We start from the raw sequence: 12,826 nt of genomic DNA on the forward strand, positions 1-12,826 counted from the left end.
TCACTTACATAACAGTAGTCAGTAACAAGCTGAAAAATACAAGGATGTCATCATGACAGAACAAGTAAAGCAGTATATCGGTGGTGAATTCGCCATCTCCGACTCAAAACAATGGCTAGATGTAACCAACCCGGCAACCAATGAAGTGATTGCACAAGTACCTTGTGCCACGGAATCAGAAATGAATGCGGCGATCGCCAGCGCAACAGAGACGTTTAAGCGTTGGAAAGAAGTGGCTGCACCGGAGCGTGCAAGATTGATGCTGCGTTACCAACATCTACTAAAAGAGCAGCACGACGAGTTGGCAATATTGCTTTCAAGCGAGACAGGTAAAACCCTAGCGGATGCTAAAGGTGATGTTTGGCGCGGGATTGAAGTCGTTGAACAAGCCGCAAACATTTGTAGCTCAATGATGGGCGAAACGGTTGAGAATGTCGCAACGAATATTGATGGTTACTCTTACATTCAACCACTTGGTGTTTGTGCCGGTATCACTCCGTTTAACTTTCCTGCGATGATCCCATTGTGGATGTTCCCTATGGCGATTGCGTGCGGCAACACCTTTATTTTGAAACCGTCGGAGCAAGTGCCGCTAACCGCGATGAAACTGGCTGAACTGTTTGAACAGGCCGGTGCACCCAAAGGTGTATTGCAAATTGTCCACGGTACCAAAGAGCAGGTTGACCGCATTCTTACTGATCCAGTCGTCCGCGCTATCTCTTTTGTTGGCTCTGTGCCGGTTGGTGAGTACATCTACAAAACGGGCACTGACAACCTAAAACGCGTTCAGTCCTTTGCTGGTGCAAAGAATCACATGGTTATTATGCCTGATGCAAATAAACAGCAAGTGATTAATAACCTTGTTGGCGCTTCAGTGGGTGCCGCTGGTCAGCGCTGTATGGCGATTTCGGTCGCGGTGTTTGTTGGTGAAACGAAAGAATGGATTCCAGAGCTTAAAGAGGCGTTAGCTCAAGTTCAGCCAGGTGCGTGGGATAATGAATCAGCGGGTTATGGACCGCTTATTAGCCCGCAAGCGAAACAACGTGTGGTGAACTTAATTAATGAAGGCAAAGAATCTGGCGCGAACTGTGTTCTGGACGGTACCGACTGCCAAGTGGCTGGTTTTCCTGACGGCAACTGGGTGGGTCCAACACTGTTTACCAACGTGACGACAGACATGTCGATTTATCAGGAAGAGATTTTTGGCCCAGTGTTGCTGACCATGGAAGTGGACAATCTGGACGAGGCGATTGAGCTTATCAACGCGAACCGTTTTGGTAACGGTACGTCTATTTTCACAGCGAATGGCGCTGCCGCGAGAAAGTATCAGCACAATATTGAAGTGGGTAATGTGGGTATTAACGTGCCAATCCCAGTTCCGTTGCCATTCTTCTCATTTACGGGTTGGAAAGGCAGTTTCTATGGCGATTTGCATGCCTACGGTAAACAAGCGGTTCGCTTCTACACTGAAACGAAAACGGTCACCGCACGCTGGTTTGAAGATGACATTCCAAGCGGTCCGAACATGACCATTCAGCTTAGCTAATTACCCACGTTAACAGTATATGGCCAAGCTTATTCCTGCTTGGCCTAGATTCAAATGCAATGAATTAGACCTTAGGACTTCAAGATGGATTTTGAATTAAACGAAGATCAAATCGCATTCGCAGACGCAGCTAAACAGTTCGCAGAACAGATGCTTGCACCGCACGCCGCAGAGTGGGATGAAAAACAACACTTCCCTAAAGATGTACTTCGTCAGGCGGGTGAACTGGGTTTTTTGAGTATCTATACGCCACCTGAGCACGGTGGCCTGGGGCTTTCCCGTTTGGATGCTGCGATTATTTTTGAACAATTGGCGATGGGTTGTACGGCAACTACAGCGTTTATGACTATCCATAATATGGCAACCTGGATGATCACCAGCTTTGCCAAACCGGAAGTTGCTCAACAATTTAGTGGTGAATTGATCACGGGTGAAAAGCTCGCTTCTTACTGCCTCACTGAGCCAAATGCGGGTTCTGACGCGGCATCTCTGACGACGAGCGCAGTGCGTGATGGCGATGAGTTTGTTTTGAATGGCGCAAAAGTGTTTATCTCTGGCGCGGGTGATACGGACGTACTCGTTGTTATGGCTCGCTCTTGTGGAGAAGGTGCTGGCGGTGTATCTGCTTTTGTTGTGCCTGCTGACAGCGAAGGCATCAGTTACGGTAAGAAAGAAGCCAAAATGGGCTGGAACTGCCAACCAACGCGCATGATCACCTTCGAAAACGTCCGAATTCCGGCTGACTACTTGTTGGGTGAAGAGGGTGAAGGCTTTAAATTCGCTATGCTCGGCCTTGATGGTGGCCGAATCAATATCGCTACCTGTTCTGTTGGCACGGCACAACAAGCGCTGAACGAAGCAAAACAGTACATGACAGAGCGTAAACAGTTTGGACGTTCACTAGCTCAATTCCAGGCGCTGCAATTCAAGCTGGCGGACATGGCAACAGAGCTGGTCGCTGCCCGTCAAATGGTGAGACTTGCGGCTGCAAAACTCGATGCTCAACACGCAGAAAAAAGTGCGTACTGCGCAATGGCGAAACGCTTTGCAACGGATGTGGGCTTCAAGGTTTGTGACGAGGCACTGCAAATTCACGGCGGTTATGGCTACATCAAAGAATATCCAGTTGAGCGTCACTTCAGAGACGTTCGTGTTCACCAAATTCTTGAAGGTACCAACGAAATCATGCGTCTTATCATCTCAAGACGCCTACTCTCGGAAGGCGTTGAGCTGGTTTAGCCTGCGCGGTAGAGCCTTACCTTAAAGAATAAAAAAGGGATTGAAAGATTATGACAGCACAAATCAAATTAGAGCGCGAAAATCACATTGCCAAGCTAACCATCAGCAATCCACCTGCGAATACGTGGACGCTTGAGTCTTTGAATCAGCTTAAAGAGTTGGCAATTGAACTCAGCAACGATCGCTCTATCTACGCTTTGGTACTAACGGGTGAAGGGGAGAAGTTCTTCTCTGCTGGTGCAGACCTTAATAATTTCGCCTCGGGTGACAAATCGCAAGCCGCGGATATGGCGTTCGCATTTGGTGAAGCGTTTGAAGCCTTATCAGCGTTTGATGGGGTGTCTATCGCGGCGATCAATGGCTATGCAATGGGCGGTGGCCTAGAAGTAGCGATGGCTTGCGACATTCGTATCGCTGAAGAGCAAGTACAAATGGCGTTACCAGAAGCGTCGGTTGGCTTATTGCCTTGTGCCGGAGGAACGCAAAATCTCACTGCGTTAGTCGGTGAAGGTTGGGCGAAGCGCATGATCCTATGTGGTGAACGTGTGACAGCCGAGCGAGCAGAGAAAATTGGTTTGGTCGAAGAAGTCGTTGAAAAAGGACAAGCGTTGGAAACTGCAATGGAACTGGCACAGCGTGTCGCGGGTCAATCGCCTAAGTCTGTATCTGCTTGCAAAACACTCATCCAAAATCGACGTAGCCAGACACATGCGGCAGGGCTGGTTTTGGAACGTGAACTGTTCTTACAGCTTTTCAATACGCAAGATCAGACAGAGGGTGTGAACGCTTTCTTGCAAAAGCGTAAGCCAAACTGGACCAATAGCTAAGGAGTCACCATGGCGAGCAACGTAGAGATGACCAGCAAAGTAAACGTGTCAAAGCTAGAGTGTGCCGATGGTTCTGTCATTGGTGTACTGGAGTTAGATAATCCGGCGGCGCTCAACGCACTGAGTTATGTAATGATTGAGCAGCTATACAATCAGCTGATCGAGTGGCAAGTCGATGACAACATCGTTGCGGTGTGTTTGCATGCGAAGGGTGAAAAAGCATTCTGTGCAGGTGGTGATATTCAAGCCATTTACCGCGCGTTAGAAAACAAAGAGCAAGATTTTAACTCTGCACTTTCCGCGATGAAGACGTTCTTCGATCTTGAATACCGCTGCGATCACCTGATTCATACCTATTCAAAGCCGATTATCGCTTGGGGGCATGGCTACCTGATGGGGGGTGGGGTCGGTCTGTTTATGGGCGCAAGTCATCGCGTGGCGGAGACCAACACTCGCTTTGCGATGCCAGAAATCAAGATTGGTCTTTATCCTGATGTGGGTGCGACCTACTTTTTGAATCAGTTACCAAAACACTACGCGCTGTTTCTTAGTTTAACTGCCTGTCAGATTAATGCGACCGATATGAAAGCATTAGGGTTGAGCCAATGGATTACCCAGCCTGATAGCAAAGGGGATTTCTTCTCTCAACTGTCTGATTTAAATTGGAAAAGTGAGACAGACATTAACGAGAAGATTGCGACACTACTTCGTACTTTAGAAGTCGACGAACCGGGCGAGGGATTGATGTTACCTCATGCTAACTTGATAGAGCAGCTTTGTCATGGCGATTTACCAACGATAGCTGACGCGATAGCCAACGCTGATGTGGATGATAAATGGTTCGAGAACGCGCAGAAAGCACTCAGTTATGGCAGTCCTCTTTCACTCAATCTTACTTACCAACAATTGACTCAGTATCAGGGGCTGTCTTTGGATGCTTGTTTTGATATGGAGTTTAATCTCACATTGCGTTGTGGCTTAGAAGGTGACTTTAGAGAAGGGGTTCGTGCGCTCATCATCGATAAAACCAATCAGCCAACGTGGATGCACAAGAGTGTTGTCGAAGTGACACCACAAGAGCTGCAACGCTTTTTTGCACCCATTGATTCAGTGGATTACCCACTCAAAGACACGCAATTGGCGACAGCTGAACTTTAGTTGAACGGAATAGTTAAACGGATTAGCGACAAGGAAGAGACAGAACATGGATAAAATAGCATTTATTGGTCTTGGCAATATGGGCGCACCTATGGCTAAGAACCTGGTTAAAGCCGGTTTGAAGGTTGAAGTATTTGATTTGAATCCGAACGCTGTGGCGGAACTAACCGCACTTGGTGCTTCGAGTGCTGATTCTGTTCAGCAAGTCGTTCAAGGTGCTGGCATTGTCGTCACTATGTTACCTGCTAGTCAGCATGTAAAAAGTGTCTATCTTGGTCAGGATGGCATTTTAGAAAGCGTTGAGTCTGGAACATTGCTGATTGATTCATCCACCATTGATCCCGCGACCGCACGTATGGTTGGCGAAAAGGCACAACAGTTAGGCATCAGCTTTGTCGATGCACCGGTTTCGGGAGGTGTGGCTGGCGCAGCAGCAGGGACACTGACATTTATTGTTGGTGGCTCACAAGAGAACTTTGTTCAGGCTAAAGCGTTGCTTTGCCATATGGGAAAAAACATCTTCCATGCGGGTGACGCTGGCGCTGGTCAGGTGGCAAAAATCTGCAATAACATGATGCTGGGTATTCTGATGAGCGGCACTTGTGAGGCACTTAACCTCGGTATCGAGAACGGTCTCGATCCTAAAGTGCTGTCTGACATTATGCTGCAAAGCTCAGGTCGAAACTGGGCGTTAGAGCTTTACAACCCGTGTCCTGGCGTGATGGAGAATGCGCCGGCGAGTAATGGCTATCAAGGTGGTTTTATGAGTCAGCTTATGGCGAAAGACCTCGGTCTTGCTATGGAAGCGGCAGTTGCCAGTCAAACTTCAACGCCAATGGGTAGCGTGGCACGCAATCTATTTAATTTTCATAACGGTCAGGGCAACGGACAAAAAGATTTCTCTAGCTTGTTTGAGTTCTACCAAAAGCAAAACCAAGCCTAAGGAGCGCTTATGGAGTTAGCAAATAAGGTTGTTGCGATTACAGGTGCTGGGCAGGGGCTTGGCAAACAGATGGCATTATCGCTGGCAGAAAGCGGAGTGAATCTCGCGTTAATCGATCTCAATTTGGAACAATTGAGGGATACACAGGCAGAGTGTGAATCTCTGGGCGTTAATGCCCGAGTTTATGTGACGAACGTGACAAACGAACAACAGGTTTGTGCGGCATTTGAGCAAATTGAAGCGGACTTTAAGCAGCTCAATGGCGTGATTAACAACGCTGGCATCATGCGTGATGGTATGTTCATAAAAGTGAAAGACGGTCAGATCACGCCAATGTCTCTGGAGCAGTTCCAGTCGGTTATGGACGTAAATGTCACGGGTACTTTCTTATGCGGTCGTGAAGCGAGCAAAGTGATGCTCAACACCGACAGTAAAGGTGTGCTTATTAATATATCCAGTGTGGCTCGAGCTGGGAATATTGGTCAAACCAACTACTCTGCCTCCAAAGCAGCAGTGGCGACAATGGCGACGGTATGGGCGAAGGAATTAGGCCGATTTGGTATTCGCTCTGTTGCTATCGCGCCGGGCGTAATCAAAACGGCGATGACGGACCAGATTAAACCAGAAGCTATGGATAGGCTAATCAAGATGATTCCTGTCGGTCGTTTGGGGCTTGCTGATGAAATCTCCGCGACCGTGAAATATGCATTAACTAACGAGTTCGTGACCGGAAGAGTATTAGAAGTAGATGGTGGTATGCGAATGTAACCTCACTCACAAGGCTAACAATGTTCGTTGTATTGTTAGCCAACATCAAAATTTCCTCATTGATGGCAGTTGCATAAAACAAGATTGAGCCTCTCTATCTGTTTTACGTTACATGCCAATTTATCTTTCCCGTTTCTCTTTACCTCTTTTTAAGTGTGTTTTCTAAAACTGTGTGCGGATCACACTTTTGAATCGCCGTTATTGGGTATGTAAAATCCTATTTCATAGCGACCAATAATTGTGCAAATGAAAATTATAATGTTATGAGACTGTTACCACATGGCGTGGGCAATGTTTGTGCAAACAGAACAGTATCGGTGCAATCATTAGTGTACGATGTAAATTTTTTGTGTTGATAAATTTGAAAATTAATCTACCCGAAAATTAAAAAACACAAAGATAATAATTTTATGTCTATAATATATTGAAAAATAAAGATTAATTTTCTTTAGTTAAGCTGTGTATCGCCTTTTAATGAGTCATTTTCAACACGTCATCTCTGTGTCTCAAAGCGCAAATTTCCAACATTCTTCGGATGAATCTACAAAAAATAGTTTGAGATCGAACTAAAATTCAGGCATTTTATATTTAACTAACCGTTCAATTAAAAATGAAAGGGGATGAAATGCCGAAGGTGGGAATGCCTGAAATCAGGAAGCCACAGCTGGTGAAAGCGACAATGTCAGTGATTGATAGGGTGGGCTTACATGCAGCGAGTATCTCGTTGATCAGCAAAGAAGCTGGCGTATCAACGGGTATCATCAATCATTACTTTGGTGGTAAGCACGGGTTATTGGAAGAAACGATGCGCGAGATCCTTCGCCAGCTTTCATTCACGATCACGAAAAAGCTTCGTGAGCTGCCGGCTGATGCTCATCATCAACGTATTAATGCCATTATTGACGGTAACTTTGTCGGCTTTCAGGCTGAAAACAAAGTGGCCAAGACATGGCTAGCCTTCTGGTCTTATTCGATGCATGACGAACAACTAAAGCGTCTGCAACGTGTAAACGAACGACGTCTTTTGTCCCATCTAAGAAGAGAATTAAAAGCACTATTAAGTGCAGAGCAAGCGGAATTGGTTGCTCATGGGATTGCGTCACTCATTGATGGAATATGGCTACGCGGAACGCTCAACCCGCAAGGCATCGATGCAGAAAAAGCAAGAGTCATCATCAACGACTATCTCGAAAAGCAGCTAACGTACTACTCACAAAAAATTTAAAAGTCACAGGTCTTCAAAATGGAAATGAAAACACATTACATCGACGGTGCAATGTACACCGGAAGCTCTGAAGAGCATTTCACCACATACAATCCGGCTAATGGTGAGCCGTTAGCCAATGTTAAACAAGCAAATCAGCATGATATGGAAGCGGCGGTTGAGTCTGCAAAACGCGGCTTTGAAGTATGGTCTGCAATGACGGCAATCGAACGTAGCCGTATTCTTAACAAAGCCGTTGCGATTCTACGCGAACGTAATGACGAATTAGCCGCACTAGAAGTAGCGGATACAGGTAAGCCAATCCAAGAAGCAAACGCTGTTGATATTACGACAGGTGCTGATGTACTGGAATACTATGCGGGCTTAGCGCCTAGCTTACAGGGCGAACAACAACCGCTTAATGAAAACCAGTTTTTCTACACACGCCGTGAACCTTTAGGCATTTGTGCGGGTATAGGTGCTTGGAACTACCCAATTCAAATCGCGATGTGGAAATCCGCACCGGCGCTTGCTGCTGGTAACGCAATGATTTTCAAACCATCGGAAGAAACGCCGCTGACAGCACTTAAACTGGCTGAAATTTACTCAGAAGCGGGCATGCCTGACGGTGTATTTAATGTTGTGCAGGGTGATTACCGTGTTGGCCAAATGCTAACGGCGCATCCGGATATTGCAAAAGTCTCGTTCACTGGCGAGTGCGGTACAGGCAAAGTCGTTATGGGTGACAGCGCGAAAACACTTAAGCAAGTCACCATGGAACTGGGTGGTAAGTCACCACTGATCGTGTTCGAAGATGCAAAACTGAACGATGCAGTATCGGCTGCCATGGTTGCAAACTTTTACACTCAAGGTGAAGTGTGCACCAACGGTACTCGTGTTTTTGTTCATGAATCCATTTACGACGAATTCGTGGCGCAGCTTAAAGCTCGTACTGAACTGCTGGTTGTCGGTGATCCCCTTGATGAAAACACGCAAATTGGCGCTCTAATTTCAAAAGAGCACGAAGGCAAAGTGTTGTCTGCAATTGAAGAAGCGAAAGCAAGCGGCGCGACTCTGCTGACTGGTGGTTACAAAGTCACGGACAAAGGTCTTGCAAGCGGTAACTTCGTTGCTCCAACGGTATTTATCGACTGTGACGATAGCATGAGCCACGTACAGCAAGAGATCTTTGGTCCTGTCATGTCTGTGCTTAAGTTCAGTGATGAAGCTGAGGTTATCGAGCGTGCGAACGACACGGAGTATGGTCTGGCAGCGGGTGTTTTCACGCAGAACCTCTCTCGTGCACATCGCGTTATTCATAAAATTCAGGCGGGTATCTGCTGGGTTAATGCCTGGGGTGATTCTCCGGCAGAAATGCCAGTAGGCGGTTACAAGCAATCAGGTATTGGCCGCGAAAACGGCGTCGAAACACTGAAGCACTATACGCAAACCAAGAGCGTATTAGTTCAACTGAGCGATTTCGAAAGCCCTTACGCTTAAACCTTCCAGGAGAATCAAAATGCAACAACGCTACGATTATATTATCGTCGGTGCGGGTTCGGCCGGCTGTGTTTTAGCGGATCGCTTGAGTGAAAGTGGTCAGCACTCTGTTTTATTGCTAGAAGCGGGCGGTACAGATAAGAGTATTTTTATCCAAATGCCAACAGCACTTTCTTATCCGATGAACACCGAAAAATACGCTTGGCAATTCGAGACCGTTAAAGAAGACGGCCTTGATGGACGCCAACTGCACTGTCCTCGCGGGAAAGTTCTTGGCGGTAGCTCATCTATTAACGGCATGGTTTACGTACGTGGTCATGCTTGCGACTTCGACCAGTGGGAAGAAGAGGGTGCGAAAGGCTGGAACTATCAGGCGTGTTTACCTTACTTCCGTAAAGCGGAATCTTGGGTTGGTGGCGCGGACGAATACCGTGGCGATAATGGCCCTGTTGGCACCTGCAACGGTAATGACATGAAGCTTAACCCGCTATACGAAGCGTTTATCGAAGCTGGTAAAGATGCGGGTTACCCAGAAACTGATGACTACAACGGTTACCAGCAAGAGGGCTTCGGTCCGATGCATATGACTGTTGATAAAGGCGTGCGTGCTTCGACGTCTAATGCGTACTTAAGCCGTGCTAAAAAGCGTAAGAACTTCACGTTAATGAAGCGAATCACCGTCCATCGCGTTTTACTTGAAGGCAAGAAAGCGGTCGGCGTTGAATTCGAGCAATCAGGTTCTGTTAAGCAATGTTTTGCAAACAGTGAAGTGATTTCTAGTGCGGGTTCAATTGGTTCGGTACAGCTGCTGCAACTTTCCGGTATTGGTCCTAAAGATGTGCTGGAAAAAGCAGGTATCGAGGTGAATCACCAGTTGGAAGGCGTGGGTAAAAACCTGCAAGACCATCTGGAGGTTTACTTTCAATATCATTGTAAACAGCCGATCACACTTAACAGTAAGTTAGGTTTGGTGAGCAAAGGGTTAATCGGTACTGAGTGGATTCTCACCCGTAAAGGCCTCGGTGCGACGAATCATTTTGAATCGTGCGCGTTTATTCGTTCTCGCGAAGGCTTGAAGTGGCCGAATATTCAATACCACTTCTTACCTGCTGCGATGCGTTATGACGGTCAGGCTGCCTTTGATGGTCATGGATTCCAGGTGCACGTTGGCCCTAATAAGCCAGAAAGCCGAGGCTCAGTAGAAGTAATTTCGTCGAATCCGAACGACAAGCCGAAGATCGAATTCAACTACATCTCCACCGAGCAAGATAAGCAGGACTGGCGTGATTGTATCCGTCTGACACGTGAAATCTTGAATCAGCCAGCGATGGACGAGTTTCGTGGCGATGAAATCCAACCGGGTTTAAACATCACGACTGACGAGCAAATTGATGAATGGGTGAAGCAGAACGTAGAGAGTGCTTACCATCCATCGTGTAGCTGCAAAATGGGGGCGGACGATGACCCGTTAGCCGTTCTGAATGAGCAGTGTCAGGTACGTGGCATCCAAGGATTACGTGTTGTGGATTCATCTATTTTCCCAACCATTCCAAACGGCAACTTGAATGCGCCAACCATCATGGTTGCCGAACGCGCTGCGGATATGATCCTCGGAAACGCATTACAAAAATCAAACAATACTCCAGTTTGGATTGCACCGAACTGGCAAGAGATGCAACGAATGCATCCACCAAAAAGAAATTTAGATTCAATCTCATAATTCAAATAATCAACAAATAGTCAGTAATCATTACAAGGAACTAAACATGTCTAAGATGACGAAAATTGTATCAACTATCGCGTTAAGTACCTTAGCAACCGGTGCTTACGCAAATCAGTGTGAAACCGTTCGATTTGCTGATGTAGGTTGGACAGACATTACAGCAACAACCGCCGTTACTTCAGAAATACTAAAAGGGTTAGGGTACAAGACCAAGACAGATCTGCTTTCTGTACCTGTAACTTACTCATCAATGGCCAATGGTGACATTGATATTTTCCTGGGCAACTGGATGCCAACAATGGAAGGCGATATCGCCAAATACCGCGATGCTGGCACCGTCGAAACCGTTAAAGCAAACCTTGTCGGAGCTAAGTACACGCTTGCGGTACCAAAATACGTTTATGACTCGGGCGTAACGAGCTTTGCTGACCTGGTAAAACATGCTGACAAGTTTAAAGACCGCATTTATGGCATCGAACCAGGTAACGATGGTAACCGCTTAATTCAATCTATGATCGACAGCGATGCATTTGGTTTAAAAGGTTTCAGCCTTATCGAATCGAGTGAAGCTGGCATGGTGTCACAAGTTTCACGCGCAGTGCGTCGCAACCAGTGGATTGTTTACCTGGGTTGGGCACCGCACCCGATGAACAACAACGTTGAAATGGAATACCTTTCAGGCGGTGATGACTTCTTCGGCCCAAATTACGGTGGCGCGAATGTCTACACAAACGTACGCAAAAACTACCTTTCTGAGTGTCCAAATGTAGGTCAACTAGTGAAAAACCTAGAGTTCAGCCTAGAAATGGAAAACGAGTTAATGGAAGCGATTCTTAACCAGAAGCAAAAGCCATCGAAAGCGGCACAAGCGTGGTTAAACGCGAATCAAGATCAAATCGAAGCGTGGCTTAAGGATGTGAAAACGGTCGATGGCCAGGATGCACAGGCAGCGATCACAGCGTACCTAAAAACAAACGCTTAATTCGATTTATACCCCAAGAAACTCAACTTGAGTAACGATTTGGGGATAGTAGTGGGCGGTGATGCCCACTTCATTAACACAAAGGGTTTATTGTGAATATTATTACGGACAACAAACTACCATTAGGGCAGTGGATGGAAACGGGTGTTGATTGGTTAACCATCAATGCGTCTGGGTTCTTTGATACTATCTCAATTACACTTGAAACCATCATTATGTTTGTGGTGGATATTTTCAAATGGATGCCACCTGCGGCTCCAATCATCATGACGGCGGCAATCGCGTGGTTCCTACATCGTAGTCTTCCTCTTGTTGTATTTATCGTGCTTGCGTTACTCGCGATTCTTAACCTTGGCTATTGGCAAGAGATGCTGGAAACCTTTGTCCTTGTTTTTGCTGCGACAACGATTTCCGTATTAATTGGTGTGCCTTTAGGAATTATGGCTGCGCATCGTCCTTGGTTGTATACATTACTCAGACCGATTCTGGACTTGATGCAAACCGTACCAACGTTTGTATACCTGATCCCGACACTGGTTCTGTTTGGTTTAGGTATCGTACCTGGGCTTATCTCAACCATTATCTTCGCCATTGCGGCTCCAATTCGATTGACTTATCTAGGCATCATTAAAGTGCCGGAAGAGTTGTTGGAAGCAGGTAAAGCGTTTGGTGCAAGCCGTATGAAACTGCTGTTTAAGGTGGAGTTACCTGCGGCATTACCAAGTATCATGGCAGGCGTGACGCAATGTATCATGCTGTCTCTTTCAATGGTGGTTATCGCGGCGCTAGTGGGTGCTGACGGTTTAGGCAAGCCGGTTGTACGTGCGCTAAACACCGTAAACATCTCACAAGGTTTTGAAGCAGGATTAGCGATCGTTCTTGTGGCAATCATCCTTGATCGCTTGTGTAAAGCACCAAACCAGAAGGAGGCGTAAT

At 46.6% G+C, this 12,826-nt stretch carries 11 protein-coding genes; all 11 read left to right on the top strand.

Annotated elements, in window-relative coordinates:
* The first annotated feature begins 52 nt into the window (after positions 1-52).
* The 11 genes from V1U08_RS00365 (at position 53) to choW (ending at position 12,825) form a co-directional block, all read left to right on the top strand.
* Positions 53-1,546, top strand: coding sequence for a CoA-acylating methylmalonate-semialdehyde dehydrogenase (locus V1U08_RS00365; RefSeq protein WP_330469607.1), 1,494 nt, complete (start codon positions 53-55; stop codon positions 1,544-1,546).
* 84 nt (positions 1,547-1,630) lie between these two features.
* Positions 1,631-2,785: an acyl-CoA dehydrogenase family protein gene (locus V1U08_RS00370; protein WP_330469608.1), complete on the top strand. Its 1,155-nt coding sequence runs from the start codon at positions 1,631-1,633 to the stop codon at positions 2,783-2,785.
* Between the two features lie 50 nt (positions 2,786-2,835).
* The gene (locus V1U08_RS00375; RefSeq protein ID WP_020333788.1) at positions 2,836-3,612 is read left to right on the top strand and encodes an enoyl-CoA hydratase; all 777 of its coding nucleotides are present in this window, start codon (positions 2,836-2,838) and stop codon (positions 3,610-3,612) included.
* Between the two features lie 27 nt (positions 3,613-3,639).
* Positions 3,640-4,770, top strand: coding sequence for an enoyl-CoA hydratase/isomerase family protein (locus tag V1U08_RS00380; protein ID WP_330470219.1), 1,131 nt, complete (start codon positions 3,640-3,642; stop codon positions 4,768-4,770).
* A gap of 46 nt (positions 4,771-4,816) precedes the next feature.
* On the top strand, positions 4,817-5,713 hold the full coding sequence (gene mmsB / locus V1U08_RS00385; RefSeq protein WP_020333790.1) for a 3-hydroxyisobutyrate dehydrogenase: 897 nt from the start codon (positions 4,817-4,819) through the stop codon (positions 5,711-5,713).
* A 9-nt stretch (positions 5,714-5,722) separates the two neighbouring features.
* The gene (locus V1U08_RS00390) at positions 5,723-6,481 is read left to right on the top strand and encodes an SDR family oxidoreductase (protein WP_239947174.1); all 759 of its coding nucleotides are present in this window, start codon (positions 5,723-5,725) and stop codon (positions 6,479-6,481) included.
* A 625-nt stretch (positions 6,482-7,106) separates the two neighbouring features.
* Entirely contained in the window at positions 7,107-7,706 is a 600-nt protein-coding gene (gene betI / locus V1U08_RS00395) for a transcriptional regulator BetI (protein ID WP_014233980.1), read from the top strand.
* Between the two features lie 18 nt (positions 7,707-7,724).
* Positions 7,725-9,185, top strand: a complete 1,461-nt coding sequence (gene betB, locus V1U08_RS00400; protein ID WP_330469609.1) for a betaine-aldehyde dehydrogenase — start codon at positions 7,725-7,727, stop codon at positions 9,183-9,185.
* 19 nt (positions 9,186-9,204) lie between these two features.
* Positions 9,205-10,905, top strand: coding sequence for a choline dehydrogenase (gene betA, locus V1U08_RS00405; protein ID WP_330469610.1), 1,701 nt, complete (start codon positions 9,205-9,207; stop codon positions 10,903-10,905).
* Between the two features lie 46 nt (positions 10,906-10,951).
* Positions 10,952-11,890, top strand: coding sequence for a choline ABC transporter substrate-binding protein (locus tag V1U08_RS00410; RefSeq protein ID WP_020333795.1), 939 nt, complete (start codon positions 10,952-10,954; stop codon positions 11,888-11,890).
* A gap of 92 nt (positions 11,891-11,982) precedes the next feature.
* A complete protein-coding gene (choW, locus tag V1U08_RS00415; protein ID WP_041170393.1) occupies positions 11,983-12,825 on the top strand; it encodes a choline ABC transporter permease subunit in 843 nt (280 codons plus the stop codon).
* Position 12,826: the final 1 nt, after the last annotated feature.

Source organism: Vibrio sp. YYF0003, from assembly GCF_036350715.1.
GTDB classification, from domain to species: Bacteria; Pseudomonadota; Gammaproteobacteria; order Enterobacterales; family Vibrionaceae; genus Vibrio; species Vibrio natriegens.